Source organism: Oceanimonas sp. AH20CE76, from assembly GCF_039654065.1.
Lineage (GTDB): Bacteria > Pseudomonadota > Gammaproteobacteria > Enterobacterales > Aeromonadaceae > Oceanimonas > Oceanimonas smirnovii.
The window spans coordinates 1-26,170 of the sequence record NZ_CP155481.1; the positions used below are offsets into that span (position 1 = coordinate 1).

The window sequence follows — 26,170 nt, forward strand, 5'->3', positions numbered from 1 at the left end:
TGGAACTCCTGAAGTAAGGGATCAATCAAGGGGGCAGTCATTCTACTTGTGCGCCTTCAGGATCTCTAGCCGGATCAGGCCGATCCTGAAAAATATGATCCTTGACATCTGTGAATAAACCACACCTTAATCACAGGATCTTCAATTTTATAAACAAGCTACACACATATTGTGTTCACTCACCGATACCAATGATCCGGACTTGTGTCTGGATCATTGATGTAATGTATTGATGATAATGACTGTCTTGTGTCATGGTTATATCTTGTGCACCCTTATGTGGGCACTATTGGTACTTCCCCAAACCGAGGAGTTCTTGATATGAAAGTAGTAAAGTCTCTGGCCGGCCTGGTATTGCTGTCTGCGGCCCTGCCCGCCATGGCAGACGATTGCTCCCTGACCATTGAAGGCAACGATGCCATGCAATTTAATCAGCAGGAGCTGAGCGTACCTGCCAGCTGCAAGGAAGTAACGCTGACACTGAATCACACCGGTAGCCTGGCTAAAAACGTCATGGGCCATAACTGGGTACTGAGTGAAACCGCCGATATGCAGGAAATCGCCAACGGCGCTATCAGTGCCGGCGCCGATAACGACTATCTCGATACCAGCGACGAACGTATTATTGCTCACACTGATCTGATCGGCGGTGGCGAAAGCAGCTCCGTGACCTTCAGCACCGAAGGCATGACTGCCGGTGGTGACTACAGCTACTTCTGCTCCTTCCCCGGCCACATCGGCATGATGAAAGGCAAGTTCGTTATTACCGAGTAAGCTCAGCGCTACAACACAGTGTTACCCATGCCGGCTGTTGCCGGCATTTTTATTGCCGTCTGGCTGGCGGATCTGTTTGGCTTCATGGCCCGGCTGGTATAAAAAGGTCTCCGTCATTTATGCTGTAATGATGCCGGGTACAATGATTTCCGCCCAGGTTCATAATAAGGAGAGTTATATGTTTGCATCCCTTCGCCGTGCAGGTGCTGCTCTGGCCCTGTCAGCAGCCCTCATTACCCCGGCCATGGCGGCCGATCCGGTCAAGGTGGGTATGTCCGGCCGCTACTTCCCCTTTACCTTCGTCAAACAGGATGAGCTGCAGGGTTTTGAAGTAGACGTATGGAATGAAATTGGCAAGCGCATCGGCCGGGATGTGGAGTTTGTCACCACCAACTTCTCCGGTCTGTTCGGCATGCTCGATACCGGCCGCATCGACACCATTTCCAACCAGATCACGGTAACCCCCGAACGACTGGAAAAATACGATTTTGCCGATCCCTATGTCTATGACGGCGTGCAGATAGTGGTGCGTAAAGGTAATGACAGCATTCAGGGCCTGGACGATCTCAAGGGCAAGAAGGTGGCGGTCAACCTGGGCTCCAACTTTGAGCAGCTGATGCGCAAGCACGACACCAACAACGAGATCAATATCATCACCTACGAGACCAATCTGGAGCAGGACGTGGCCCTGGGCCGGATTGACGCCTTTGTAATGGACAGAGTGGGTTCGGTGCAGCTGATCAACGAAGCCGGCCTGCCACTGCAGCTGGCGGGCAAGCCCTTTGAAACCATGGAAAACGCCTTTCCCTTTGTGAAAAGCCCCGAGCAGCAGGCGCTGCTGGCCGAGGTGAACCAGGCGCTGGCCGACATGCGTGCCGACGGTACCCTGAAAGCGATTTCCGAGAAATGGCTAAACGCCGACATTACCAGTAATTAAGCATGCAGTTCGATCTCGACTACACCCTGGCGCTGTTTCCTATCCTGTTTAAATATCTGGGAACCACCATGGAAATGGCGCTGCTGGGCTTTGTTCTCGCGCTGATCATCGCCGGCACCCTGGCGGTGATCAGAACCTTTGCGCTGCCGGGGCTGAACGCCCTGGCCCGGCTGTTTATTTCGTTTTTCCGCGGCACGCCGCTGCTGGTGCAGCTGTTTTTGCTGTATTACGGCCTGCCCCAGATTTTTCCTGTTTTTATTGGCATGAATGCCTTTACCGCTGCGGTCATTGGCCTGACCCTGCACTTTTCTGCCTATATGGCCGAGTCGATTCGCGCCGCCATTCTGGGTATTCACAAAAGCCAGATGGAAGCGGCCATGAGCATCGGCATGACCCGGGGTCAGGCGATGAAGCGCATTATTCTGCCTCAGGCGGCGCGTATCGCTACGCCCTCGCTGATGAACTACTTCATCGACATGATCAAAAGCACCTCACTGGCCTTTACCCTTGGTGTGGCAGAAATTATGGCCACGGCGCAAAAGGAAGCCTCAAGCAGCTTCAAGTTTTTTGAGTCCTTTATTGCGGTAGCGCTGATCTACTGGGCGGTAGTGGTGTTCTTTACTTATCTGCAGGGCCGGCTGGAACGCCGCCTGAACGCGGCTTATTAACCAGAGGCAGCATGATCACGTTACGTAATCTGACCAAGGTCTATGACGGCCAGACGGTACTGAACGACATCAGCCTGGATATTGGCAAAGGTGAAATCGTGGTGATTCTTGGGCCCTCGGGCACCGGAAAATCCACCCTGCTGCGCTGCCTTAACCTGCTGGAAACGCCGGAAGCGGGCAGTCTGGAGATTGACGGCTTTACCATTGATCTGGCTAAACACAGTGGCAAGCAGGCCATTGAGCTGCGCAAGCGCACCTCCTTTGTGTTTCAGAACTATGCCCTGTTCGCCAACAAGACCGCCCGGGACAACATCGCCGAAGGCCTGATCACCGTCTGGAAAAAGCCGAAGGCCGAGGCTCAGGCCGAAGCTCTGCGTATTCTTGGCGACATTGGTCTGGAAGATAAAGCCAACGCCTATCCCTCGTCGCTGTCCGGCGGTCAGCAGCAGCGGGTGGGCATTGGCCGGGCCATGGCCAGCCACGCCAACGTCATGCTGTTTGACGAGCCCACCTCGGCACTGGATCCGGAATGGGTAGACGAAGTGCTGGGGCTGATGAAAAAACTGGCGCTGGCGCACCAGACTATGGTGGTGGTGACCCACGAAATCGGCTTTGCCCGGGACGTGGCCGACCGCGTTATCTTTATGGATGGCGGCCGCATTGTGGAACAGGGGCCGCCCGGCGAGCTGCTCACCAGACCACAGGATCCGCGCACCCGCACCTTTTTGCGCAAGGTGTTGCCTGCCGGCTGATTTACAGCTCTCGATATAGTTGCCAAGTACAGTGGTGTGCGTATAATGCCAGCCCCGCGATCCTTTAGGATCCGGAATCGATCCGGTCTGCCATGCATGCAACGGCACCGGGTCGGTATTCAATGCCATGTGATTGACGCCGTGCGCGTAACTGTTTAGAATTCGCCCTCTTTTATGGGTCGTCTCGGCAGATGCACGGCATTTATGCCATGGCGGTCAAACTGTACAGTTAACTGAAGCGGTAATAACAATGAAACGCACTTTTCAACCTTCAAATCTGAAGCGCAAGCGCAGCCACGGTTTCCGTGCTCGCAAGGCCACTGTTGGTGGTCGCAAGGTACTGCGTGCTCGTCGCGCCAAAGGTCGTGCCCGTCTGAGCGCCTAATGGCCAGGCATGCCTTTTCACGGGAGTTACGTCTGTTAACTCCCGCTCAATTCAAAAACGTCTTCGACAACCCCGTCAGAGCCGCCTCCCCTCATATCACTTTGCTTGCCAAACCCAATGGTCTGGAACACCCGAGACTTGGCCTTGCCGTGCCCAAAAAAGCACTCAAGCGCGCTGTGTGGCGTAACAGAGTCAAGCGAGTAGCGCGGGAGTCATTCCGGCTTAAACAGCACAAACTGCCTGCGGTCGATATTGTGGTCATCGCCAAAAAAGGCATCGGAGACGTGCCCAACGACGAACTGTTCGAGCTGATGGAAAAGCTATGGCGCACTCTCTCTCGCCGCTGCAAAAGCTCGGCATAGGCCTGATCCGGCTTTATCAGCTGGTTATCAGCCCTCTGCTCGGCCCCAGGTGCCGCTTCACTCCCACCTGCTCCCAATACGCGATTGAAGCCATTCGACTCCACGGTTTTGTAAAAGGCGGTTGGTTAACTATCAAACGTCTATTAAAATGCCATCCTTTAGGTCCAAGCGGCCACGATCCGGTCCCGACAAAGCGAAGAAACTGACACTATGGAATCCCAACGCAACATACTTGTTATTGCGCTGCTGCTGGTGAGTTTTCTCATCTGGCAACAGTGGCAAACGGATAAAGCGCCACAGCCAGAAACGGCGCAACAGAGCACTCAAACCAGCACAGGCGACGACAGTTTTGTTCCCGAGTCGGACCAGGCCGGTGGCGAAGTGCCTGCCGATGCTCCCACTACCGCCAGCCGTCAGCTGGTCACCATTACTTCCGACACCCTTGAGCTGACTATCGACACCCAGGGTGGCGACATAGTGCGCGCCGAGCTGCTGGAGCACAACGACGAGCTCAATTCCGACGACAAGTTCGTGCTGCTGAGCCAGGGTGCCAACTTCGTCAACGTGGCTCAGAGCGGTCTGATTGGCCGTGACGGTCCGGACGCCAGCGCCAATGGCCGGCCTCTGTATCAGGCTGAACAAAAGCGCTATCAGCTGGCCGAAGGCGAAAGCAGCCTGAGCGTGCCGCTGACGTTTACCAACGAAGCCGGTGTCACCTTTACCAAAACCTTTACCCTGGAGCGTGGCCGCTACGTAGTGGGTGTTAACTACGACATCAACAACCCAAGCAGCCAGCCGGTACAGGCCCAGCTCTACGCCCAGCTCAAGCAAAGCGAAAGCAAGCCCGGTGACGACGGCGGCAGCATGCTGATGGCTTCTGCCTATCGCGGTCCGGCCTATTCCACCAGCGAAACCCGCTACAGCAAGTACGATTTCAAGGATGTGCGTGAAGCCAACCTTAACCGTACTACCGAAGGCGGCTGGGTTGGTATGCTGCAGCACTACTTTGTGTCTGCCTGGGTCGCACCGGAAAATGGTGAGAATCAGCTTTATACCCGCTTCCTGAACAATCAGGGTCAGGGCATTATTGGCTTTAAAGCGCCGGTTACCACAGTGCCTGCAGGCTCAGAGCAAAGCATCTCCGCCAAGCTGTGGCTGGGTCCCAAGCTGCAGGATGAAATGGCCGAAGTGGCCCCTAACCTGGATCTGACTGTGGATTACGGCTGGCTGTGGTTTATTGCCCAGCCGCTGTTCAAGCTGCTGCAATTCCTGCAAAGCTTTGCGGTTAACTGGGGTCTGGCCATTATTCTGACCACCTTTGTGGTACGCGGCATCATGTATCCGCTGACCAAGGCTCAATACACCTCCATGGCCAAGATGCGCATGCTGCAGCCCAAGCTGATGGCACTGCGTGAGCGCTATGGCGACGATCGCCAGAAGATGTCTCAGGGCATGATGGAGCTGTACAAGAAAGAGAAGGTCAACCCGCTCGGCGGCTGCCTGCCCATCCTGATCCAGATGCCTATTTTTATCTCCCTGTATTGGGTACTGATGGAGTCGGTAGAGCTGCGTCATGCGCCCTTTATGCTGTGGATTGACGATCTGTCGGTGCGGGATCCTTACTTTGTGCTGCCCATTCTGATGGGTGCCAGCATGTATGTGATTCAGAAAATGAGTCCGACCACGGTCACCGATCCGATGCAGCAGAAGGTAATGCAGTTTATGCCCATCATTTTTACCTTCTTCTTCCTGTGGTTCCCTGCCGGTCTGACCCTGTACTGGCTGGTGAGCAACGTGGTCACCATCTCCCAGCAGTGGTACATTTTCCGCCAGCTGGAGAAGAAAGGCCTGCACGGCAAGGCTGCCTCATAAGGCCTCTGGCCTGAGCAGCAATAACGCAATACACTGGGCGGCCTGAGGGCCGCCTTTTTTATTGGCGGATATTTCCGTCATACTGAACCGCTAACTCCGGAGTAACAGAACCCATGTCCAACGACACCATCGTCGCTCAGGCCACCGCCCCCGGACGCGGCGGCGTCGGCATTATTCGCGTCTCAGGCCCCCGGGCCGAGGCCGTGGCTCAGGCTGTGCTGGGCAAAGTGCCCAGAGTGCGCTATGCCGACTACCTGCCGTTTAAAGACGAACAGGGCATGATTCTGGATCAGGGCATTGCCCTGCTGTTCAAGGGCCCCAACAGCTTTACCGGCGAAGACGTGCTCGAGCTGCAGGGCCACGGCGGCCCCGTGGTGCTGGACATGCTGGTACGCCGCATACTGGCTCTGCCCGGCCTGCGTCCGGCGCGGGCCGGCGAATTCAGCGAACGCGCCTTTCTCAACGACAAGCTGGATCTGGCCCAGGCCGAGGCCATTGCTGACCTGATTGAAGCGTCCAGCGAGCAGGCCGCCCGCTCGGCGCTGCAGTCGCTGCAGGGAGAGTTTTCTACCCGTGTACACGGTCTGGTGGAAGCACTCACTCACCTGCGCATTTACGTGGAAGCAGCCATCGATTTTCCCGACGAGGAAGTGGACTTTCTCTCCGACGGCAAAATCGCCGGCGAGCTCTACGGCATTATGGACCGGCTCACCGAGGTGCAGCGCGAAGCCCGCCAGGGTGCCATTATGCGCGAGGGCATGAAGGTGGTGATCGCCGGCCGCCCCAACGCCGGCAAGTCCAGCCTGCTTAACGCCCTGGCCGGCAAGGAATCGGCCATCGTCACCGACATTGCCGGCACCACCCGGGATGTGCTGCGGGAATACATTCACCTGGACGGTATGCCGCTGCACATCATCGACACCGCCGGCCTGCGCGAGGCCAGTGATGCGGTAGAGCGTATCGGTATAGAGCGGGCCTGGGCCGAGATTGAACAGGCCGACCGTATTCTGTTTATGGTGGACGGTACGACCACCTCGGCGCTGCATCCCAAGGACATCTGGCCCGACTTTATCGACCGGCTGCCGGCCCACATCGGCCTGACCGTGGTGCGGAACAAGGCAGATCTCACCGGTGAGTCACTTACCGTCAGCAGCGACGGCGAGCACCCGGTCTATCCCATTTCCGCCCGTACCGGCGAAGGGGTGGAAGCGCTCAAGGAGCACCTCAAGGCCTGCATGGGCTTTCAGGGCGGCGGCGAAGGCGGCTTCAGCGCCCGCCAGCGCCACCTGGACGCTCTGCACCACGCCAGCCAGCATCTGATCATGGCCAGGGAACAGCTGGAGGTGTACATGGCCGGCGAACTGGTGGCGGAAGAGCTGCGCCTGGCCCAGGAGCAGCTCAGCCAGATCACCGGCGAATTCACCTCTGATGATTTACTGGGAAGGATTTTCTCGTCATTCTGTATCGGGAAATAAATCTGCAGAAAGCATCGGCGGAACTCATCGTTATAAGCAATCAATTCCAAAGGTTATATGAGTTTAAGCTTTAAATAACCTTTACTTATACTCCCGAAACCACCACTTCGGGAGTCAAGGACATGCTCGCTCGTTTATCCATCAAGACACTGCTTACCGCCTCGTTTGGTGCCATGCTGCTGGCGGTATTGGCCTTCAGCCTGTATATCTACCTGTCCATGCAGGGCATACAGCGGCAAATGGAAAGCATAGTGGAACGCAATATCAGCCTGCTGCAGACTATTTCCAACCTGCGTTACAGCACCGTCACCTACCGCCGTTTCGCCCTTGACTACGGTCTCACCACCGACCGGCGCGAGCACGCCGACATCCTGGCCAAGATCAACCACAACGACCAGCAGGTGGAACGTTACCTGGAGGCCATGCAGCGCCAGGCAAACAGCCCCGAGGTGCGTGCCTTTATCAACGACTTCCGCCGCCGCATCACCGCCTACAAGGGCATGCAGGGCGATTACCTGCGGCTGATCGACGCGGGCAACATAGACGCGGCCCGGGTAAAAATGCTCACCGATATGCTGGCCCCCTTTGATGCCATCGTTGCCCTGCTGGGCGAAACTCAGCAGCAGATCGCCGCAGAAGCAAAAGCCATCAAGGATCAGGAATCAGCGGTGATCGATAACATCAGCACACTGGTCATTATTCTGTGCCTGCTGCTGGCTGGCTTTATGCTGATCATGGGCATCATTATCAACCGCCGTATACGTCTGCCTCTTGCCCGGCTTAACGCTCAGATGGACAGAGTGAGGAACGGCATGCTCGACCAGGATCTCGATCGTCGTTATTTCTCTCAGGATGAACTGGGAAAGGCGGCCGATAGCTTTATTTCCATGCAGGCCGGCATTCGCAATCTGGTGCAGGAGATCTCCGCCAGCCTGGACGGAGTGGGAGGTGCCACCATAAAACTACGGCAAGTGTCGGCACAGTCATCCACGGCGCTGGATAGCCAACAGCAGGAAATCGCCCGTATTGCCAGTGCCATGCATCAGCTCGAAGCCACCTTCCGCGATGTGGCACTTAATACCCAAAACGCTGCCGGTGCCGCCCGTGAGGCGGCAGAGCAAACTGAACAAAGCAACCGGGTAGTAATAAACTCCAGCCGCCAGGTGGAAATGGCAGCCAGAGAAATTGGGCAGGCCGGCGCACTGGCTCTGGCTCTTAAGGAAGACAGCGCCCGCATCGGCGTGGTGTCCCGGGTCATCAGCGACATTGCCGAGCAGACTAACCTGCTGGCACTCAATGCCGCCATTGAAGCGGCGCGGGCCGGTGATTCGGGGCGGGGCTTTGCGGTGGTGGCCGAGGAAGTACGCAACCTGGCGCAACGGACCCAGCAGTCCATTGAAGAAATCAACCAGACCATCGCCAGTCTACAACAACAGGCAGAAGCGGTGACCCAGGCCATGGACAACAGCCAGCAGATCATCGAGGGGGGTGCTAAAGAAGCCCGCCACGCGGCCGACTCCCTGCAACATATCAGCACGGCGGTAGCCAGCATGACGGAAATGAACCTGCAGATCGCCACCGCCACCGAGCAGCAAAGTGCGGTGGCGGCGGAGCTTAACGGCAGCCTGGCCGGCATTGACCGTATGTCGGATGAAGTGGCCGGCAGTGCCCGTCATACCTCATCAGCTTCGCAGGATCTGGAGCGTCTGGCAGACAGCCTGCATCAACTGGTGCGAAAGTTCAGTCTGGGCCAAGCGTAGTATCAGCCCCAAACCATGACTAGACGATCGGTCTAGTCATGGAGTAGTATTCACTCCATGAACACTAAACATCAAGATACTCGCCAGCATCTGCTGAATACCGGCCGCGAGATCCTCGCCGCCCGGGGCTTCAGCTCGGTGGGGCTCAGTACCCTGCTGCAACAGGCCGGCGTGCCCAAGGGCTCCTTTTATCACTACTTCAAGTCCAAGGAGCAGTTTGGCCAGGCGCTGCTGGAAGACTATTTCAGCCAGTACCTGATCGAGCTGAATGCGCTGTTCGGCCAGCCGCAGCTGAATGGTCGCGAACGACTGATGAGCTACTGGAATGAGTGGCAGCATCGCTATTGCAGCCCGCAGGGGCGCAGCGACTGTCTGGTGGTCAAGCTGAGTGCCGAGGTGGCTGACCTGTCTGAAGCCATGCGTCTGACCCTGAAAGCCGGCACCGGCAAGATCATAGGCCGCATTCAGGATTGCATTGCCGCCGGTGTTACCGATGGCTCGCTGCCGGCAGAGAGCAAGCCGGCCCTGCTGGCCACCAGCCTGTATCAGCTGTGGTTGGGTGCCAGCCTGCTGACCAAGCTGCACAGAGACGAACAGCACATGAACCAGGCCATGGCCATGACCCGGCAGCTGCTGATGCATCACTGATACTGGCTCATTCAGCCCGCCATAACAGCGGGCTTTTTCAGACCAACTCACTAGACGACTGGTCTACTCAGGTATTTTTTATTGCAAGTAAACGAGGAAAACCATGCAGGATTTCAGCTTTTACAATCCCACCCGTATCGAATTTGGTGCCGGCAAAATTGCCAGCCTGGATCAGCTGGTGCCGGCCAATGCTCGCGTGCTGGTGTTGTTTGGCGGCGAAAGCGCCCGCCGCACCGGCACCCTGGATGAAGTGACCGCGGCCCTGGGTGAACGTGAAGTACAACTGTTCGGCGGCATTGAGCCCAATCCCAGCTTTGAAACCCTGATGGAAGCAGTGGCACTGGTACGCCGTCATAATATCGACTTTCTGCTGGCCGTTGGCGGCGGATCCGTGATCGACGGTACCAAATTCGTGGCCGCTGCCGCTCTGTTTGAAGGTGATGCCTGGGAAATCCTGACCAGCATGGGACAGAACATAGAAAAAGCTCTGCCCTTTGGCACCGTACTGACTCTGCCGGCTACCGGCTCCGAGATGAACCAGGGCTCGGTGATCACCCGTAAGTCACTGCAGGCCAAGCTGCCCTTCAAGAGTGAACTGGTCTATCCGCAGTTTTCAGTACTGGATCCGGTCAAAACCTACACTCTGCCCACCCGGCAAGTGGCCAATGGCGTGGTAGACGCCTTTGTGCACGTAATGGAGCAATACCTCACTTACCCCGCGCAGGCACCGGTACAAGATCGCTTTGCCGAAGGCCTGCTGCAAACCCTGATTGAACTGGGTCCCAAGGCCCTGACCGAGCCACAAGATTACTCAACTCGCGCCAGCCTGATGTGGACCGCCACCCTGGCGCTGAACGGCCTGATTGGTGCCGGCGTGCCGCAAGACTGGGCCAGCCATATGCTAGGTCATGAGCTGACCGCCCTGCACAACCTGGATCATGCCCAGACCCTGGCGGTGGTATTGCCGGAGATGCTGCGCCAGCGCAAAGCAGCCAAGATCGGCAAGCTGGTGCAGTATGCCGAGCGGGTCTGGAATATTCATCAAGGCAGCGACGACGACAAGGCCGAGGCCGCCATCAAGCATACTCGTGATTTCTTTGAAGCCATGGGCGTTAAAACCCGTCTTGGCGACTATGGTCTGGGTGCTGAACACATCGACGGCATTATCAACAGCCTGGAACAGCACGGCATGGTGGCCCTGGGCGAACACGGCGATGTCACTCCCGCGCACTGCCGCCAGATACTGCTGGCCAGTCTGTAAGCGTTAACTCACAGCTTAAGGAGCACACCATGAAGCAAACAGCCAACCGCAACCGTCAGATCACCCTGGCATCACGCCCGGTGGGGGCACCCACCCGTGAAAACTTTGCCCTGAAGGAAACCGCCATTCCCGAGCCTGCCGAAGGCCAGCTGCTGCTGCGCACCCTTTACCTGAGCCTGGACCCTTATATGCGTGGCCGCATGAGTGATGCCAAATCCTACGCCGAGCCGGTGGCAGTGGGGGATCCCATGGTCGGCGGCACCGTCAGCCGGGTGCATGCCAGCCGGCACTCAGGTTATCAGCCCGGTGACTGGGTGCTGAGCTACAGCGGCTGGCAGGACTATGCGCTGTCTGACGGTGAAGGACTGATAAAACTGGATCCTGCCCACATGTCTCCTTCCTGGGCACTGGGTGTGCTCGGCATGCCCGGCTTCACCGCCTATATGGGCCTGCTGGATATCGGCAGGCCGCAAGCCGGAGAAACCCTAGTCGTCGCCGCCGCCACCGGTGCCGTTGGCTCCATGGTGGCGCAAATCGGCAAGCTCAAAGGCTGCCGGGTGGTGGCCGTGGCCGGTGGTGAAGAGAAATGCCGCTATGCGCTGGAAACCCTGGGCGTGGACGTCTGCCTTGATCACAAGGCCGGTGACTTTGCCGAACAACTGGCCGGTGCCTGCCCCGATGGCATCGATATCTACTACGAGAATGTGGGCGGCAAAGTGCTGGGCGCTGTGCTGCCCTTGCTCAACACCGGTGCCCGCATTCCGGTGTGCGGCCTTATCTCGCAATATAACGCCACCACGCTGCCGGACGGGCCGGATCGCCTGGGTCAGCTGATGGCTACCATTTTGATCAAACGCATGACGGTAAAGGGCTTTATCATCTTTGATGACTATGCTCACCGTTATGATGAATTTGTACAAGACATGAGCCAGTGGCTGAGGGAAGGCAAAATTCACTATCGCGAGCAGATAGTGGAAGAGCTGGAACACGCACCAGAGGCCTTTATCGGCCTGCTGCAGGGCCAAAACTTCGGCAAACTGGTGGTGCGCGTTGGAAATGACGAGCTGAACTGACATACCTTGGGGCAGCCTTGGCTGCCCCAAGGCCTGAGTTACTCAGTGAGTATGTTTTTTTTACGGTGCGCCAGCACAAAGGCGATGACAAAAAACACCGTCATCAGCAGCACTATGGTAGGTGCCGGAGCGCTGTCGAGGTAAAAAGCGATATACACCCCAAAAAAGCCGCCGGTAATGCCAATGGCCACCGACAGCAGCAGCATATGAATAAAGCGCCGGGTCAGCAGAAAGGCGGTGGCCCCGGGGGCAATCAGCAGGGCAATGGCCAGCAGCAGGCCCACAGAAGTGAGCGCCGCCACTATGCTGAGGGTGATCAAACACAGCAGGCCATAGTGCAGCCAGCCCACCTTGAGCCCTACCGACCGGGCCTGTACCGGATCAAAGGCGTGCAGCAAAAAGTCTTTCCACTTGCTGCCCAGCACCAGCAGGGTGAGCAGGGCCACTGCAGCGGTTTCCAGAATATCTCTTGGGCTTACCCCCAGCAAATCGCCAAACAGAATATGATCCAGGTGCACCTCAGCGCTAATCTGCACATAAATCAGCAAACCAAAGCCAAACATGCCGGAAAACACTATGCCCATCACGGTGTCCTGCTTGATACGGCTGTTGGTGGCGAGAAAGCCAATGCTGAGCGCACAGGCCATGCCGGCACCAAAGGCTCCCAGCGCCAGCGGTATGCCTGCCATATAAGCCAGCACCACACCGGGAAACACCGCATGACTCATGGCATCCCCCATCAGCGCCCAGCCTTTAAGCACCAAAAAACAGGACAGCAGCGCCGCCGGCACCGAAATCACCACGGCCATGATCAGGGCGCGCACCATAAAGTCGAACTGAAAAGGCAACAGCAAGGCATCTGTCATGGCTGCGCCTCCCGGGCTTCGGCTGCGCGCCGGCGGGCGGACAGATAGCCATGCTTGGGCGCAAATACAAAGGCCAGCAAAAATACCAGGGTCTGCATCACCACTATCAGGGCTCCGGTGGCCCCGTTGAGAAAGTAGCTGATATAAGCCCCCAGGGCGCTGGTAACGGCCCCCAGCGCAACGGCAATCACCAGCAGTACCGGAAAGCGATCACTGAGCAGATAAGCAGTGGCTCCGGGCGTGACCACCATGCAGATCACCAGAAAGGCACCCACTGTTTGCATGGCGGCCACTGTGCAGGCCGCCAGCAAAGTAAAAAAAACCAGCTTCAGCAGACCAGGACTCAGCCCCAGGGTATGAGCATGGTTTTCATCAAAAAATACCACCAGCAGATCTTTCCATTTGCACAGCAGCACCGCCAGCGACACCAGGCTGATAATAACCAGCTGCAGGATGTCGGCAGGATCGATGGCCAGAATATTGCCCAGCACTATGGTGCGAATATTCACTGCCATGGGCTGCAATGACACCATAAATAACCCCAGAGCAAAAAAAGCCGAGAAAATCAGGCCGATAATCACGTCTTCTTTCAGCTTGCTGCGCTGGTTCAGCAGCATCATGGCACCGGCGGCCAGGCCACCGGCCAGAAAGGCACCGAGAGAAAACGGCAGCCCCAGCATATAGGCACCGGCTACGCCGGGCACAATGGAATGAGAAAGGGCATCGCCAATCAGCGACCAGCCTTTGAGCATCAGATAACAGGATAAAAACGCACACACGCTGCCCACCAGTGCCGATACCCAGATGGCATTCACCATATAGCCATAGGTAAAGGGCTCAAGGAGAAGTGTCATCGTTCCCCTCGTCTTTACCTCTGGCATAACTGTCACGGCTTTGTATCCGGCCGCCTTCGATGATCAGCGGTCGTTCATCGTCACTGATCACTCCAATCGGTAGTACGCCGCCGTTCAGCATAAAGTGACGCAGCACACCACCGAAGGCCAGCTCCAGATTGGCCTGATTAAAGGTCTCTTCTGTTGTGCCGTGAGCCAGAACCGTGCCCTTGATCATAATGGTACGGTCGCAGAACTCGGGCACAGACCCCAGGTTGTGAGTGGACACCAGCATGACCCGGCCTTCGTTTCGCAGCTCCTGCAGCAAGGCAATTATCTGCTCTTCGGTATTCACATCCACACCGGTAAAAGGCTCGTCGAGCAAAATAACCCGGCAGTTCTGGGCCAGCGCCCGGGCCAGAAACACCCGTTTTTTCTGGCCGCCAGAGAGCTCGCCAATCTGACGACGGCGAAAATCGGTCATATTGACCCGCACCAGGGCTTGCTCCACCGCTTCATGATCGGCAGCCCTGGGCCGGCGCAGCCATCCCATATGGCCATAGCGGCCCATCATGACCACATCTTCTACCAGTACCGGAAAATTCCAGTCTACTTCTTCAGCCTGAGGTACATAAGCCACCAGATTTTGCTTCAGCGCCTGGCGCACCGGCATGCCCAGCAACCGGATATTGCCGGCATCGGGCTGTAAAAAGCCCATAATGGCCTTGAACAACGTAGACTTGCCGGAGCCGTTCACGCCTACCAGCGCAGCTATGGTTCCCACCGGCAGATGAAAGCTGGCATCGCGCAATGCAGTGTGGCCATTACGATAGGTAACGGTTACGCCAGCAACTGCCATGCCAGCTCCTTCCGGGGAAGCCGCCAGTGTGTTGATATCTCTGCAGGCAATCATTTGTCAGCGTCCTTGCTGGCAGCGTTTGTCAGGCCATTAACAATGGTGCTGGACGTGACCTTAAGCAATTCCAGGTAAGTGGGTACCGGGCCGCCGGCCTCGCTCAGTGAATCTACATACAGCACACCGCCATAATCAGCTCCGGTTTCACGGGCCACCTGCCGGGCCGGCTTGTCGGAGACGGTGCTTTCACTGAATACCACCGGAATATCATGCCGGCGCACCGTATCGATCACATGACGCACCTGCTGGGGCGTACCCTGCTGATCGGCGTTGATCGGCCATAAGTACAACTCGTTCAGGCCATAATCCCGGGCAAGGTAAGAAAAAGCACCTTCACTGGTCACCAGCCAGCGCTGCTGTTCTGGAATTTGCTCAAATGCTTTGCGAACAGGCGCGGTTGCTTCGGCAATTTGCTGCTTGTAGGCAGCAGCGTTGACCCGGTACACCTCGGCATTGTCCGGATCGTACTTTTCAAAAGCGGCCACAATATTATCGACGTAAATATAAGCATTTTCCGGCGACATCCAGGCATGGGGGTTGGGTTTGCCTTTATAGGGGCCATCATTGATACCCATGGGCTCTATGCCATTGCTCACCACTACTTCGGGTACACCTTTCAGATTCTGATAGAACTTTTCAAACCAGAGTTCCAGATTAAGGCCATTGGCAAGGATCAGCTGAGCATCATGAGCGCGAATAATATCACCGGGTGTAGGCTGATATTCATGGATCTCGGCACCGGGTCTGGTAATGGACTCCACCACGGCGGCGTCACCGGCCACATTGCGGGCCATGTCGGCAATCACGGTAAAGGTGGTCACTGCCTTGAATTTGTCCTGGGCACCGGCCGGCAGCGCTGCCAGTAGCAGTAATGCCGCCAGCACAACACCATTCGTACCGCGCCTTCTCTCGCCTGAATAAATCATCGCACCTCCTTTTTATTATGATAGGACCCTCTGTTTGGTGTATTTCACACAATAAATAAATGATAACTATTTTCAATAAAAATCTAGCATGGCGCTGCTTCCTGACACTCATGCACAAACCGGCGCAACAAGGCAGAGTGATACTTTTTGCGGTGCCACACCAGCTGCAAAGTGCGAGACAACTTAAGCCCCACATCCAGCACCGCCAGCCGCGTTAATGCCAGCCGGTCTGCCACCGCCAGCCGGGAAATCAGCGCCAGCCCCAGGCCCTGCTCCACCGCCTGCATCACTGCCTCGGGCGTGCTCAGCTCCAGTGTGCGCCCCATGCCATTAAGATGGGGGGCCAGCTGATGATCAAACTGCTCCCGGCTACCGGAGCGAGGCTCACGTAACACCCAGTTACAGCCGGCCAGACTGGCAGGAGTAAGCCGGCTTTGGTTTGCCAACGGATGCTCCCTGGCCGCCACAATGCACATTTCATCGGTCAGCCAGGCCTGAGCTTCCAGCTCGGGGTGGCGGTTTTCCCCTTCTATCAGCGCCATATCCAGCTCAAAACGGGCCACCATGTCACACAAGGTTTGTGTGTTGGTAATAGTAATTAATGAAAAGTTGTTTTTATCATGACGGCAGTCACTGAGGAGAGCCGTTATGCTGCACAACACCCGTCATCGTCTGGCTGCCGCCCCCACTCCCATAGCCGGACTGGCCCTGGGCGTTGCCAGTCTGGGCTGGAGCTGGGAAAACACCGGCCTGTTCAACGGACAGGCTCAGAACCTGGGAGCCGCCATCGCTGCCCTGCTGCTGATTATTCTGACCGCCAAGTTTTTGCTACACCCACGCCTGCTGGCGCAAGATCTGGCTCACCCTGTGGTGGGCAGTGTGTTACCTACCTATGCCATGGCTACCATGGTGGTGTCTGCTGCGCTGCCTGAGCCGGCCCGCCACCTGTTGTGGCTGCTGGCCACCGGTTTGCATCTGGCGTTCTTACTGGTGTTTATTTGCCACCGGGTAAAGGAATTTCGCCTGCACCATATGGTGCCCAGCTGGTTTGTGCCGCCGGTAGGTATTATTGTGGCTGCCGTCGCCAGCCCGGGTGGTGTGTTTGATCCGCTGGCGCAGGGTCTGATGTGGTTTGGTCTCAGCTGCTATGGTCTGCTGCTGCCGCTGATGCTGTACCGGTTGATTTTTTGCCCTGTAGTGCCCGATGCTGCCAAGCCGACCATTGCCATTATGGCGGCCCCGGCCAGCCTGAGCCTGGCCGGTTACCTGACAGTGATGCCACAGCCTGATTTGCTGCTTGTGGCCATTCTGCTGGGCATAGCAGTGCTGATGACCGCATTAATTTACGTGGCTTTTTTTCATCTGCTCCGGCTGCCGTTCAGCCCGGGCTATGCCGCCTTTACCTTTCCGTTGGTAATAGGTGCTACCGCCCTGTTCAAAGTGTCTGACCTGCTGGGTACACTGGGTCTGCAGGGGGCGGACCTTAACAGCCTGCGCCACTTGGCTCAGTTCGAGCTGGTAGTGGCCACGGCACTGTTGCAAATAGTCGGTGGTGATAAACTTATCATCCCCTTTTGCTGATGGAGCTGCACATGAACCCATTCAAAGGCCGGCATTTTCAGCGTGACATCATTCTGTGGGCCGTACGCTGGTACTGCAAATACGGCATCAGTTACCGTGAGCTGCAGGAGATGCTGGCTGAACGCGGAGTGAATGTCGATCACTCCACGATTTACCGCTGGGTTCAGCGTTATGCGCCTGAAATGGAAAAACGGCTGCGCTGGTACTGGCGTAACCCTTCCGATCTTTGCCCGTGGCACATGGATGAAACCTACGTGAAGGTCAATGGCCGCTGGGCGTATCTGTACCGGGCCGTCGACAGCCGGGGCCGCACTGTCGATTTTTATCTCTCCTCCCGTCGTAACAGCAAAGCTGCATACCGGTTTCTGGGTAAAATCCTCAACAACGTGAAGAAGTGGCAGATCCCGCGATTCATCAACACGGATAAAGCGCCCGCCTATGGTCGCGCGCTTGCTCTGCTCAAACGCGAAGGCCGGTGCCCGTCTGACGTTGAACACCGACAGATTAAGTACCGGAACAACGTGATTGAATGCGATCATGGCAAACTGAAACGGATAATCGGCGCCACGCTGGGATTTAAATCCATGAAGACGGCTTACGCCACCATCAAAGGTATTGAGGTGATGCGTGCACTACGCAAAGGCCAGGCCTCAGCATTTTATTATGGTGATCCCCTGGGCGAAATGCGCCTGGTAAGCAGAGTTTTTGAAATGTAAGGCCTTTGAATAAGACAAAAGGCTGCCTCATCGCTAACTTTGCAACAGTGCCAATTTATGAGTAAAGGATTATGTCCACGATAAGCACCTGGGTCGATTCCTGGGAGGCGGCCATGAGGGTAGGGAAGCGCCGTCCCGTCAAGTCAGCGTAATGCTCTGCCAGTGTTACAACCAATTAACCAATTCTGATTAGAAAAACTCATCGAGCATCAAATGAAACTGCAATTTATTCATATCAGGATTATCAATACCATATTTTTGAAAAAGCCGTTTCTGTAATGAAGGAGAAAACTCACCGAGGCAGTTCCATAGGATGGCAAGATCCTGGTATCGGTCTGCGATTCCGACTCGTCCAACATCAATACAACCTATTAATTTCCCCTCGTCAAAAATAAGGTTATCAAGTGAGAAATCACCATGAGTGACGACTGAATCCGGTGAGAATGGCAAAAGCTTATGCATTTCTTTCCAGACTTGTTCAACAGGCCAGCCATTACGCTCGTCATCAAAATCACTCGCATCAACCAAACCGTTATTCATTCGTGATTGCGCCTGAGCGAGACGAAATACGCGATCGCTGTTAAAAGGACAATTACAAACAGGAATCGAATGCAACCGGCGCAGGAACACTGCCAGCGCATCAACAATATTTTCACCTGAATCAGGATATTCTTCTAATACCTGGAATGCTGTTTTCCCGGGGATCGCAGTGGTGAGTAACCATGCATCATCAGGAGTACGGATAAAATGCTTGATGGTCGGAAGAGGCATAAATTCCGTCAGCCAGTTTAGTCTGACCATCTCATCTGTAACATCATTGGCAACGCTACCTTTGCCATGTTTCAGAAACAACTCTGGCGCATCGGGCTTCCCATACAATCGATAGATTGTCGCACCTGATTGCCCGACATTATCGCGAGCCCATTTATACCCATATAAATCAGCATCCATGTTGGAATTTAATCGCGGCCTCGAGCAAGACGTTTCCCGTTGAATATGGCTCATAACACCCCTTGTATTACTGTTTATGTAAGCAGACAGTTTTATTGTTCATGATGATATATTTTTATCTTGTGCAATGTAACATCAGAGGGCACTGTTGCAAATAGTCGGTGGTGATAAACTTATCATCCCCTTTTGCTGATGGAGCTGCACATGAACCCATTCAAAGGCCGGCATTTTCAGCGTGACATCATTCTGTGGGCCGTACGCTGGTACTGCAAATACGGCATCAGTTACCGTGAGCTGCAGGAGATGCTGGCTGAACGCGGAGTGAATGTCGATCACTCCACGATTTACCGCTGGGTTCAGCGTTATGCGCCTGAAATGGAAAAACGGCTGCGCTGGTACTGGCGTAACCCTTCCGATCTTTGCCCGTGGCACATGGATGAAACCTACGTGAAGGTCAATGGCCGCTGGGCGTATCTGTACCGGGCCGTCGACAGCCGGGGCCGCACTGTCGATTTTTATCTCTCCTCCCGTCGTAACAGCAAAGCTGCATACCGGTTTCTGGGTAAAATCCTCAACAACGTGAAGAAGTGGCAGATCCCGCGATTCATCAACACGGATAAAGCGCCCGCCTATGGTCGCGCGCTTGCTCTGCTCAAACGCGAAGGCCGGTGCCCGTCTGACGTTGAACACCGACAGATTAAGTACCGGAACAACGTGATTGAATGCGATCATGGCAAACTGAAACGGATAATCGGCGCCACGCTGGGATTTAAATCCATGAAGACGGCTTACGCCACCATCAAAGGTATTGAGGTGATGCGTGCACTACGCAAAGGCCAGGCCTCAGCATTTTATTATGGTGATCCCCTGGGCGAAATGCGCCTGGTAAGCAGAGTTTTTGAAATGTAAGGCCTTTGAATAAGACAAAAGGCTGCCTCATCGCTAACTTTGCAACAGTGCCTTCTACGGCACGTTTGAAGGCGCGCTGAAAGGTCTGGTCATACATGTGATGGCGACGCACGACACCGCTCCGTGGATCGGTCGAATGCGTGTGCTGCGCAAAAACCCAGAACCACGGCCAGGAATGCCCGGCGCGCGGATACTTCCGCTCAAGGGCGTCGGGAAGCGCAACGCCGCTGCGGCCCTCGGCCTGGTCCTTCAGCCACCATGCCCGTGCACGCGACAGCTGCTCGCGCAGGCTGGGTGCCAAGCTCTCGGGTAACATCAAGGCCCGATCCTTGGAGCCCTTGCCCTCCCGCACGATGATCGTGCCGTGATCGAAATCCAGATCCTTGACCCGCAGTTGCAAACCCTCACTGATCCGCATGCCCGTTCCATACAGAAGCTGGGCGAACAAACGATGCTCGCCTTCCAGAAAACCGAGGATGCGAACCACTTCATCCGGGGTCAGCACCACCGGCAAGCGCCGCGACGGCCGAGGTCTTCCGATCTCCTGAAGCCAGGGCAGATCCGTGCACAGCACCTTGCCGTAGAAGAACAGCAAGGCCGCCAATGCCTGACGATGCGTGGAGACCGAAACCTTGCGCTCGTTCGCCAGCCAGGACAGAAATGCCTCGACTTCGCTGCTGCCCAAGGTTGCCGGGTGACGCACACCGTGGAAACGGATGAAGGCACGAACCCAGTGGACATAAGCCTGTTCGGTTCGTAAACTGTAATGCAAGTAGCGTATGCGCTCACGCAACTGGTCCAGAACCTTGACCGAACGCAGCGGTGGTAACGGCGCAGTGGCGGTTTTCATGGCTTGTTATGACTGTTTTTTTGTACAGTCTATGCCTCGGGCATCCAAGCAGCAAGCGCGTTACGCCGTGGGTCGATGTTTGATGTTATGGAGCAGCAACGATGTTACGCAGCAGGGCAGTCGCCCTAAAACAAAGTTACGTTTCTTAGGGCCAGCCGTATGATCACTGGTATCAATCACATTACTTTTTCCGTCAGGGATTTGATCTCTTCAATTGAGTTCTATCGTGACTTGCTGGGAATGAAGCTGCATGTGGTATGGGAAGCGGGCGCCTATTTAACAGCGGGCGATATGTGGGTATGTTTGAGTGTCGGAGAGCCTAACCCCGCCAACGACTATACGCATGTGGCATTTAGTGTCGGCGAAGGCGAGCTTGCTGAGCTGCACGCTAGGCTAAAACAGGCCAAGGTTGAAGAGTGGAAGCAGAATACCAGTGAGGGCAATTCTGTGTATCTGCTTGATCCGAACGGCCATCGCATTGAGCTTCATTGCGGGACGTTGGCAACCCGCTTAGCTGAGTTGGAGAAGTCGCCATATAAGGGATTGGTCTGGTGCTGAAACGTAACAAGCGGCTGTTGTCGCCCCTTCGGGGCTGGGACGGCCTTTCCGCCGCTTCGCGGCTACAAGTCCGCCCCAAAGCCGGGCGTTAGGCATCACAAAGTACAGCATCGTGACCAACAGCAACGATTCCGTCACACTGCGCCTCATGACTGAGCATGACCTTGCGATGCTCTATGAGTGGCTAAATCGATCTCATATCGTCGAGTGGTGGGGCGGAGAAGAAGCACGCCCGACACTTGCTGACGTACAGGAACAGTACTTGCCAAGCGTTTTAGCGCAAGAGTCCGTCACTCCATACATTGCAATGCTGAATGGAGAGCCGATTGGGTATGCCCAGTCGTACGTTGCTCTTGGAAGCGGGGACGGATGGTGGGAAGAAGAAACCGATCCAGGAGTACGCGGAATAGACCAGTCACTGGCGAATGCATCACAACTGGGCAAAGGCTTGGGAACCAAGCTGGTTCGAGCACTGGTTGAGTTGCTGTTCAATGATCCCGAGGTCACCAAGATCCAAACGGACCCGTCGCCGAGCAACTTGCGAGCGATCCGATGCTACGAGAAAGCGGGGTTTGAGAGGCAAGGTACCGTAACCACCCCAGATGGTCCAGCCGTGTACATGGTTCAAACACGCCAGGCATTCGAGCGAACACGCAGTGATGCCTAACCCTTCCATCGAGGGGGACGTCCAAGGGCTGGCGCCCTTGGTCGCCCCTCATGTCAAACGTTAGATGCACTAAGCACATAATTGCTCACAGCCAAACTATCAGGTCAAGTCTGCTTTTATTATTTTTAAGCGTGCATAATAAGCCCTACACAAATTGGGAGATATATCATGAAAGGCTGGCTTTTTCTTGTTATCGCAATAGTTGGCGAAGTAATCGCAACATCCGCATTAAAATCTAGCGAGGGCTTTACTAAGCTTGCCCCTTCCGCCGTTGTCATAATCGGTTATGGCATCGCATTTTATTTTCTTTCTCTGGTTCTGAAATCCATCCCTGTCGGTGTTGCTTATGCAGTCTGGTCGGGACTCGGCGTCGTCATAATTACAGCCATTGCCTGGTTGCTTCATGGGCAAAAGCTTGATGCGTGGGGCTTTGTAGGTATGGGGCTCATAATTGCTGCCTTTTTGCTCGCCCGATCCCCATCGTGGAAGTCGCTGCGGAGGCCGACGCCATGGTGACGGTGTTCGGCATTCTGAATCTCACCGAGGACTCCTTCTTCGATGAGAGCCGGCGGCTAGACCCCGCCGGCGCTGTCACCGCGGCGATCGAAATGCTGCGAGTCGGATCAGACGTCGTGGATGTCGGACCGGCCGCCAGCCATCCGGACGCGAGGCCTGTATCGCCGGCCGATGAGATCAGACGTATTGCGCCGCTCTTAGACGCCCTGTCCGATCAGATGCACCGTGTTTCAATCGACAGCTTCCAACCGGAAACCCAGCGCTATGCGCTCAAGCGCGGCGTGGGCTACCTGAACGATATCCAAGGATTTCCTGACCCTGCGCTCTATCCCGATATTGCTGAGGCGGACTGCAGGCTGGTGGTTATGCACTCAGCGCAGCGGGATGGCATCGCCACCCGCACCGGTCACCTTCGACCCGAAGACGCGCTCGACGAGATTGTGCGGTTCTTCGAGGCGCGGGTTTCCGCCTTGCGACGGAGCGGGGTCGCTGCCGACCGGCTCATCCTCGATCCGGGGATGGGATTTTTCTTGAGCCCCGCACCGGAAACATCGCTGCACGTGCTGTCGAACCTTCAAAAGCTGAAGTCGGCGTTGGGGCTTCCGCTATTGGTCTCGGTGTCGCGGAAATCCTTCTTGGGCGCCACCGTTGGCCTTCCTGTAAAGGATCTGGGTCCAGCGAGCCTTGCGGCGGAACTTCACGCGATCGGCAATGGCGCTGACTACGTCCGCACCCACGCGCCTGGAGATCTGCGAAGCGCAATCACCTTCTCGGAAACCCTCGCGAAATTTCGCAGTCGCGACGCCAGAGACCGAGGGTTAGATCATGCCTAGCATTCACCTTCCGGCCGCCCGCTAAATATCTCCTTTTGGGTTGTTAATAAAACATCCAATAAGTTGACTGTGCGTGAAAAAGAAAGTTTTGTGTGATGGCGTTGAAGATCGCACCGTTAAGCTCTTATGTGGGATGGTGCAGAGCTCGACGACTACCGATAAAACGCAACCGCCGCAAACAGACAAGAAAAAGCCCCAACTGATAACAGTTGGGGCTTCAGTATTGTGATTGGTGGAGCAATAGCACCCTGAACCCAAAACCTTCTCGCTCAACCGGTAGTGGCTGATAACAACTCGTGAGGGCTATTGCGGGTTAAGCATTTAGCGATGTCTAGGGCCAGACTGGACGTCTGAACGCAAGCCGCTGATACTGTACATAACCACAGTATCAGCGGAGGATACCCATGTCGCTGGCAAGGAACGCCACGGCGAGTCAATCGCCCACTCAAACAAACGGTTACGAACGCCACCAACCCGACCAGACGCTGCTCTACCAGCTGGTTGAGCAGCACTACCCAGCCTTCAAAGCCTCACTCGAAGCCCAAGGTCAACACCTGCCTCGCTACATCCAACAAGAATTCAACGACCTCCTCCAATGTGGCCGTCTGGAGTATGGTTTCATGCGGGTTCGCTGCGAGGATTGTCATCACGAGCGTCTGGTCGCCTTCAGCTGTAAACGACGCGGCTTTTGCCCTAGCTGCGGTGCCCGCCGGATGGCCGAGAGTGCGGCGCTGCTGATAGACGAAGTCTTCCCCAAGGAGCCCATTCGCCAGTGGGTGCTCAGCTTTCCTTTCCAGCTACGCTTTTTGCTGGCTCGCCATCCCCAGCTGATGGGCCAGGTCTTGAGTATCGTCTATCGTACACTCTCAACTCATCTGATCAAAAAAACCGGTTACACCAAAGCCTCTGCACAAACTGGCTCAGTGACTCTTATCCAACGCTTTGGCTCCGCGCTAAATCTCAATGTCCACTACCACATGCTGTTTCTCGATGGTGTCTATGCCGAAGATGACTATGGCAAGCAACGCTTCCATCGTGTCAAGGCACCCACTTACGATGAGCTGAATACGCTCGCTCACACCCTCAGCCATCGCATCGCTCGCTGCATGGAAAAGCGTGGGATTTTGGAGCGTGATGCCGAGAATACGTGGTTGACACTGGAAGAGGGCGAAGACGATACGCTGACTCAATTACATGGTGCTTCGGTTACGTATCGCATTGCCGTCGGCCCCCAGCAAGGGCGCAAAGTCTTCACCCTGCAAACCTTGCCAGGGCGTGAGGATAAAGCCGACTCAAGCAGTCGAGTAGCCAACCATGCTGGTTTCTCGCTACACGCCGGTGTGATGGCCGAAGCGCATCAGCGGGATAAGCTTGAGCGCTTGTGTCGCTACATTAGTCGGCCAGCGGTTTCAGAAAAACGTCTGGCATTAACCGCCAATGGGCAGGTGCGTTACGAGCTCAAAACTCCGTACCGCAATGGCACCACCCATGTGATCTTCGAGCCGCTGGACTTCATCGCCAAACTCGCTGCGTTGGTACCTAAGCCGCGAGTCAACCTCACACGCTTCCACGGCGTCTTTGCACCGAACAGCAAACACCGAGTTCAAGTAACACCCGCCAAGCGGGGCAAGAAGCCCGACAAATCGGAAGGTCTCGATACTAACTGGCGTGACAAGAGTCCTGCAGAGCGCCACCGCGCCATGACCTGGATGCAACGCCTCAAGCGAGTCTTCAATATTGATATTGAAGTCTGCGAACACTGCGGCGGTCACGTCAAAGTGATTGCCAGCATCGAAGATCCGAAGGTCATTGAGCAGATTCTCAAGCATCTGAAACAGAAAACAGCCAAGGCGAATGCCGCCAAGCAGCGTGAGCTGCCACCAGAACGAGCGCCGCCACTGACTCCCAGCCTGTTCGATCCATCACAGAGTCGTCTCTTTGACTGACGACCCCAAATCCAACACTGCTCAACACTGCCAACTTTTAAACGGGGCGGTGGGGCAGTTTGTATCTCTCGAGCTATCAGGCTAGAGATTTTACCGCCAAATCGAACCTTATTAGAGCGGTTTAGGCTGGACCGGCAGTTAAAATTGGGGCTTGAGCGGTAAACGAGTGAGGGAATTTCAGGTAAGATACTTCGGATGAGGAGCAAAAAGGTGGTTTATACTTCCTATACCCGGCTCTGACTGTCAGCAACACTTCGCTGTCTGTATCATTGAGTGCCAGCTGCCCGGAGTGGATCCAGGCTTTGAGTTTTTTATCATCATAAGTGACGGTATACGGCACCGGCTTGCCGTCACGGGTCATAGACAGACGCGATTCCAGATTTTTGACATCAGCGGGGGCATTGAAGGTCAGGCCGATAATGGCGTGTTTTTTCATCGGATCTTGCGGATCCTGATAGAACTCCGCCCGGCCGCCGCGATAATAAAACTCAGGGGTGGTAAAGGTTTTTTGTTTCTCTGTTAACGCCACCTGCGGAGCCAGCAGTGTTTTGGCATCCATATCGACGGTGTAGGTTTTCCCCATCGGGAAGGTTTTTTTCGCCGTGAATACCAGCTTACGGTCATTACGCCACTGCCACTCACCTTCCATTGCGGGGGTCAGGGTAATACCGGCGGTGACCGGTTTACCGATCAGCGTTACCGGTGCGGCAGAGCGGGAGAATGTCACCACCACAATCTGCGCTGAATTATCATCACGGTTATAATTAACCGCCGAAGGGCGCTGCACAGACGCGGAAATATCCTGCACCACCAGCGGCGCAACATCCACCGGCTTCGGTTTGTTCTGATACCAGTGCCAGGTGTAATAACTGCCCGCTGCCACCGCAGCAGTCAGTAATAATAAGGCAGATATGGTTTTCGGATAGCGGTTGCCCCCCCGCTCCAGCCGGGCAAGCTGATTACCGGCAAAGGTCACCCAGCCCGGCACCGCCCAGCGGATCCGTCCGGTGAACGGGCGCAGCAGAAAACCCAGCAGAGTAAAGAGATAAACAAGACTGCGAGCCGCCAGACGCAGCAAAATAAAAGGTAAGCGGAGGATAAAACGCAGAACGTCCATGACAACATTTTCCTCTGT

Annotated in this window: 28 protein-coding genes and 1 pseudogene; 21 read left to right on the forward strand and 8 right to left on the reverse strand. The window is 55.6% G+C overall.

All coding sequences use genetic code 11. The annotated features are described in order from the left end of the window. The first annotated feature begins 321 nt into the window (after nt 1-321). The 13 genes from azu to N2M06_RS00065 all read left to right on the forward strand — a co-directional run bounded on the left by azu (nt 322) and on the right by N2M06_RS00065 (nt 11,967). Nucleotides 322-774, forward strand: coding sequence for an azurin (gene azu, locus N2M06_RS00005; RefSeq protein ID WP_019935634.1), 453 nt, complete (start codon nt 322-324; stop codon nt 772-774). 178 nt (nt 775-952) lie between these two features. Then, the gene (locus tag N2M06_RS00010; protein WP_019935636.1) at nt 953-1,711 is read left to right on the forward strand and encodes an amino acid ABC transporter substrate-binding protein; all 759 of its coding nucleotides are present in this window, start codon (nt 953-955) and stop codon (nt 1,709-1,711) included. A 2-nt stretch (nt 1,712-1,713) separates the two neighbouring features. Next, a complete protein-coding gene (locus N2M06_RS00015; RefSeq protein ID WP_019935637.1) occupies nt 1,714-2,379 on the forward strand; it encodes an amino acid ABC transporter permease in 666 nt (221 codons plus the stop codon). An 11-nt stretch (nt 2,380-2,390) separates the two neighbouring features. After that, complete coding sequence (locus tag N2M06_RS00020) at nt 2,391-3,131, forward strand: amino acid ABC transporter ATP-binding protein (protein WP_346351248.1); 741 nt, start codon at nt 2,391-2,393, stop codon at nt 3,129-3,131. A 250-nt stretch (nt 3,132-3,381) separates the two neighbouring features. Then, nucleotides 3,382-3,516 carry a 50S ribosomal protein L34 gene (gene rpmH, locus N2M06_RS00025; RefSeq protein WP_019935639.1) on the forward strand — a complete coding sequence of 45 codons (135 nt, stop codon included), beginning with the start codon at nt 3,382-3,384 and terminating at the stop codon, nt 3,514-3,516. Continuing rightward, a complete protein-coding gene (gene rnpA, locus N2M06_RS00030) occupies nt 3,516-3,878 on the forward strand; it encodes a ribonuclease P protein component (protein ID WP_346351249.1) in 363 nt (120 codons plus the stop codon). The genes rpmH and rnpA overlap by 1 nt, the downstream gene beginning before the upstream one ends. Further along, nucleotides 3,839-4,084, forward strand: a complete 246-nt coding sequence (gene yidD / locus N2M06_RS00035) for a membrane protein insertion efficiency factor YidD (protein ID WP_083928722.1) — start codon at nt 3,839-3,841, stop codon at nt 4,082-4,084. The genes rnpA and yidD overlap by 40 nt, the downstream gene beginning before the upstream one ends. A gap of 4 nt (nt 4,085-4,088) precedes the next feature. Next, the gene (yidC, locus tag N2M06_RS00040; protein ID WP_317074123.1) at nt 4,089-5,750 is read left to right on the forward strand and encodes a membrane protein insertase YidC; all 1,662 of its coding nucleotides are present in this window, start codon (nt 4,089-4,091) and stop codon (nt 5,748-5,750) included. A gap of 113 nt (nt 5,751-5,863) precedes the next feature. Continuing rightward, on the forward strand, nt 5,864-7,225 hold the full coding sequence (gene mnmE, locus N2M06_RS00045; protein WP_346351250.1) for a tRNA uridine-5-carboxymethylaminomethyl(34) synthesis GTPase MnmE: 1,362 nt from the start codon (nt 5,864-5,866) through the stop codon (nt 7,223-7,225). A 122-nt stretch (nt 7,226-7,347) separates the two neighbouring features. Then, entirely contained in the window at nt 7,348-8,985 is a 1,638-nt protein-coding gene (locus N2M06_RS00050) for a methyl-accepting chemotaxis protein (RefSeq protein ID WP_346351251.1), read from the forward strand. 57 nt (nt 8,986-9,042) lie between these two features. Next, complete coding sequence (locus N2M06_RS00055; RefSeq protein ID WP_346351252.1) at nt 9,043-9,633, forward strand: TetR/AcrR family transcriptional regulator; 591 nt, start codon at nt 9,043-9,045, stop codon at nt 9,631-9,633. Nucleotides 9,634-9,736: 103 nt separating this feature from the next. Next, nucleotides 9,737-10,894, forward strand: a complete 1,158-nt coding sequence (locus tag N2M06_RS00060; protein ID WP_346351253.1) for an iron-containing alcohol dehydrogenase — start codon at nt 9,737-9,739, stop codon at nt 10,892-10,894. A gap of 29 nt (nt 10,895-10,923) precedes the next feature. Beyond that, nucleotides 10,924-11,967 (forward strand): NADP-dependent oxidoreductase, encoded by a 1,044-nt coding sequence (locus tag N2M06_RS00065; protein WP_346351254.1) that lies wholly within the window; start codon nt 10,924-10,926, stop codon nt 11,965-11,967. A gap of 38 nt (nt 11,968-12,005) precedes the next feature. On the opposite strand, the gene N2M06_RS00070 is transcribed toward N2M06_RS00065, so the two are convergent. From N2M06_RS00070 to N2M06_RS00090, 5 genes are all read right to left on the reverse strand, one after another. Further along, nucleotides 12,006-12,833 (reverse strand): metal ABC transporter permease, encoded by an 828-nt coding sequence (locus N2M06_RS00070; protein ID WP_346351255.1) that lies wholly within the window; start codon nt 12,831-12,833, stop codon nt 12,006-12,008. Next, complete coding sequence (locus N2M06_RS00075; RefSeq protein ID WP_346351256.1) at nt 12,830-13,687, reverse strand: metal ABC transporter permease; 858 nt, start codon at nt 13,685-13,687, stop codon at nt 12,830-12,832. The genes N2M06_RS00070 and N2M06_RS00075 overlap by 4 nt, the downstream gene beginning before the upstream one ends. After that, on the reverse strand, nt 13,671-14,579 hold the full coding sequence (locus tag N2M06_RS00080) for a manganese/iron ABC transporter ATP-binding protein (protein WP_346351257.1): 909 nt from the start codon (nt 14,577-14,579) through the stop codon (nt 13,671-13,673). The genes N2M06_RS00075 and N2M06_RS00080 overlap by 17 nt, the downstream gene beginning before the upstream one ends. Continuing rightward, on the reverse strand, nt 14,576-15,508 hold the full coding sequence (locus N2M06_RS00085) for a metal ABC transporter substrate-binding protein (protein WP_346351258.1): 933 nt from the start codon (nt 15,506-15,508) through the stop codon (nt 14,576-14,578). Before N2M06_RS00085 ends, N2M06_RS00080 begins: the two co-directional genes overlap by 4 nt. A gap of 83 nt (nt 15,509-15,591) precedes the next feature. Further along, a complete protein-coding gene (locus N2M06_RS00090; protein ID WP_346351259.1) occupies nt 15,592-16,170 on the reverse strand; it encodes a LysR substrate-binding domain-containing protein in 579 nt (192 codons plus the stop codon). Between N2M06_RS00090 and N2M06_RS00095 the strand changes: the two genes are divergently transcribed. Both N2M06_RS00095 and N2M06_RS00100 read left to right on the forward strand, forming a co-directional pair. Then, the gene (locus N2M06_RS00095; protein ID WP_346351260.1) at nt 16,157-17,089 is read left to right on the forward strand and encodes a TDT family transporter; all 933 of its coding nucleotides are present in this window, start codon (nt 16,157-16,159) and stop codon (nt 17,087-17,089) included. The genes N2M06_RS00090 and N2M06_RS00095 overlap by 14 nt on opposite strands. 11 nt (nt 17,090-17,100) lie before the next feature. Continuing rightward, nucleotides 17,101-17,805: an IS6-like element IS26 family transposase gene (locus N2M06_RS00100; protein WP_001067855.1), complete on the forward strand. Its 705-nt coding sequence runs from the start codon at nt 17,101-17,103 to the stop codon at nt 17,803-17,805. Nucleotides 17,806-17,994: 189 nt separating this feature from the next. Here N2M06_RS00100 and N2M06_RS00105 read toward each other — a convergent pair whose 3' ends face one another. Further along, nucleotides 17,995-18,810, reverse strand: a complete 816-nt coding sequence (locus tag N2M06_RS00105; protein WP_000018329.1) for an aminoglycoside O-phosphotransferase APH(3')-Ia — start codon at nt 18,808-18,810, stop codon at nt 17,995-17,997. Between the two features lie 150 nt (nt 18,811-18,960). Between N2M06_RS00105 and N2M06_RS00110 the strand changes: the two genes are divergently transcribed. After that, complete coding sequence (locus tag N2M06_RS00110; protein ID WP_001067855.1) at nt 18,961-19,665, forward strand: IS6-like element IS26 family transposase; 705 nt, start codon at nt 18,961-18,963, stop codon at nt 19,663-19,665. Between the two features lie 52 nt (nt 19,666-19,717). On the opposite strand, the pseudogene intI1 reads toward N2M06_RS00110, so the two are convergent. Continuing rightward, nucleotides 19,718-20,515, reverse strand: a pseudogene (gene intI1, locus N2M06_RS00115) (class 1 integron integrase IntI1); the annotation flags it as partial. A gap of 159 nt (nt 20,516-20,674) precedes the next feature. Between intI1 and fosK the strand changes: the two are divergent. From fosK to N2M06_RS00140, 5 genes are all read left to right on the forward strand, one after another. Continuing rightward, the gene (fosK, locus tag N2M06_RS00120; RefSeq protein ID WP_346351261.1) at nt 20,675-21,073 is read left to right on the forward strand and encodes a fosfomycin resistance glutathione transferase FosK; all 399 of its coding nucleotides are present in this window, start codon (nt 20,675-20,677) and stop codon (nt 21,071-21,073) included. Between the two features lie 112 nt (nt 21,074-21,185). Next, nucleotides 21,186-21,740, forward strand: a complete 555-nt coding sequence (locus N2M06_RS00125; RefSeq protein ID WP_003159191.1) for an aminoglycoside N-acetyltransferase AAC(6')-Ib4 — start codon at nt 21,186-21,188, stop codon at nt 21,738-21,740. Nucleotides 21,741-21,908: 168 nt separating this feature from the next. After that, complete coding sequence (locus N2M06_RS00130; protein ID WP_000679427.1) at nt 21,909-22,256, forward strand: quaternary ammonium compound efflux SMR transporter QacE delta 1; 348 nt, start codon at nt 21,909-21,911, stop codon at nt 22,254-22,256. Next, the gene (sul1, locus tag N2M06_RS00135; RefSeq protein ID WP_000259031.1) at nt 22,250-23,089 is read left to right on the forward strand and encodes a sulfonamide-resistant dihydropteroate synthase Sul1; all 840 of its coding nucleotides are present in this window, start codon (nt 22,250-22,252) and stop codon (nt 23,087-23,089) included. The genes N2M06_RS00130 and sul1 overlap by 7 nt, the downstream gene beginning before the upstream one ends. A gap of 404 nt (nt 23,090-23,493) precedes the next feature. Further along, nucleotides 23,494-25,035: an IS91-like element ISCR1 family transposase gene (locus tag N2M06_RS00140; protein ID WP_346351262.1), complete on the forward strand. Its 1,542-nt coding sequence runs from the start codon at nt 23,494-23,496 to the stop codon at nt 25,033-25,035. 121 nt (nt 25,036-25,156) lie between these two features. Here N2M06_RS00140 and N2M06_RS00145 read toward each other — a convergent pair whose 3' ends face one another. Beyond that, on the reverse strand, nt 25,157-26,152 hold the full coding sequence (locus N2M06_RS00145; RefSeq protein WP_346351263.1) for a hypothetical protein: 996 nt from the start codon (nt 26,150-26,152) through the stop codon (nt 25,157-25,159). Between the last annotated feature and the right edge of the window lie 18 nt (nt 26,153-26,170).

Coding starts and splice junctions, on each gene's coding strand:
- azu (WP_019935634.1), top strand. CDS start 322: ATGAAAGTAGTAAAGTCTCTGGCCGGCCTGGTATTGCTGTCTGCGGCC.
- N2M06_RS00010 (WP_019935636.1), top strand. CDS start 953: ATGTTTGCATCCCTTCGCCGTGCAGGTGCTGCTCTGGCCCTGTCAGCA.
- N2M06_RS00015 (WP_019935637.1), top strand. CDS start 1,714: ATGCAGTTCGATCTCGACTACACCCTGGCGCTGTTTCCTATCCTGTTT.
- N2M06_RS00020 (WP_346351248.1), top strand. CDS start 2,391: ATGATCACGTTACGTAATCTGACCAAGGTCTATGACGGCCAGACGGTA.
- rpmH (WP_019935639.1), top strand. CDS start 3,382: ATGAAACGCACTTTTCAACCTTCAAATCTGAAGCGCAAGCGCAGCCAC.
- rnpA (WP_346351249.1), top strand. CDS start 3,516: ATGGCCAGGCATGCCTTTTCACGGGAGTTACGTCTGTTAACTCCCGCT.
- yidD (WP_083928722.1), top strand. CDS start 3,839: ATGGCGCACTCTCTCTCGCCGCTGCAAAAGCTCGGCATAGGCCTGATC.
- yidC (WP_317074123.1), top strand. CDS start 4,089: ATGGAATCCCAACGCAACATACTTGTTATTGCGCTGCTGCTGGTGAGT.
- mnmE (WP_346351250.1), top strand. CDS start 5,864: ATGTCCAACGACACCATCGTCGCTCAGGCCACCGCCCCCGGACGCGGC.
- N2M06_RS00050 (WP_346351251.1), top strand. CDS start 7,348: ATGCTCGCTCGTTTATCCATCAAGACACTGCTTACCGCCTCGTTTGGT.
- N2M06_RS00055 (WP_346351252.1), top strand. CDS start 9,043: ATGAACACTAAACATCAAGATACTCGCCAGCATCTGCTGAATACCGGC.
- N2M06_RS00060 (WP_346351253.1), top strand. CDS start 9,737: ATGCAGGATTTCAGCTTTTACAATCCCACCCGTATCGAATTTGGTGCC.
- N2M06_RS00065 (WP_346351254.1), top strand. CDS start 10,924: ATGAAGCAAACAGCCAACCGCAACCGTCAGATCACCCTGGCATCACGC.
- N2M06_RS00070 (WP_346351255.1), bottom strand. CDS start 12,833: ATGACAGATGCCTTGCTGTTGCCTTTTCAGTTCGACTTTATGGTGCGC.
- N2M06_RS00075 (WP_346351256.1), bottom strand. CDS start 13,687: ATGACACTTCTCCTTGAGCCCTTTACCTATGGCTATATGGTGAATGCC.
- N2M06_RS00080 (WP_346351257.1), bottom strand. CDS start 14,579: ATGATTGCCTGCAGAGATATCAACACACTGGCGGCTTCCCCGGAAGGA.
- N2M06_RS00085 (WP_346351258.1), bottom strand. CDS start 15,508: ATGATTTATTCAGGCGAGAGAAGGCGCGGTACGAATGGTGTTGTGCTG.
- N2M06_RS00095 (WP_346351260.1), top strand. CDS start 16,157: ATGCTGCACAACACCCGTCATCGTCTGGCTGCCGCCCCCACTCCCATA.
- N2M06_RS00100 (WP_001067855.1), top strand. CDS start 17,101: ATGAACCCATTCAAAGGCCGGCATTTTCAGCGTGACATCATTCTGTGG.
- N2M06_RS00105 (WP_000018329.1), bottom strand. CDS start 18,810: ATGAGCCATATTCAACGGGAAACGTCTTGCTCGAGGCCGCGATTAAAT.
- N2M06_RS00110 (WP_001067855.1), top strand. CDS start 18,961: ATGAACCCATTCAAAGGCCGGCATTTTCAGCGTGACATCATTCTGTGG.
- fosK (WP_346351261.1), top strand. CDS start 20,675: ATGATCACTGGTATCAATCACATTACTTTTTCCGTCAGGGATTTGATC.
- N2M06_RS00130 (WP_000679427.1), top strand. CDS start 21,909: ATGAAAGGCTGGCTTTTTCTTGTTATCGCAATAGTTGGCGAAGTAATC.
- sul1 (WP_000259031.1), top strand. CDS start 22,250: ATGGTGACGGTGTTCGGCATTCTGAATCTCACCGAGGACTCCTTCTTC.
- N2M06_RS00140 (WP_346351262.1), top strand. CDS start 23,494: ATGTCGCTGGCAAGGAACGCCACGGCGAGTCAATCGCCCACTCAAACA.
- N2M06_RS00145 (WP_346351263.1), bottom strand. CDS start 26,152: ATGGACGTTCTGCGTTTTATCCTCCGCTTACCTTTTATTTTGCTGCGT.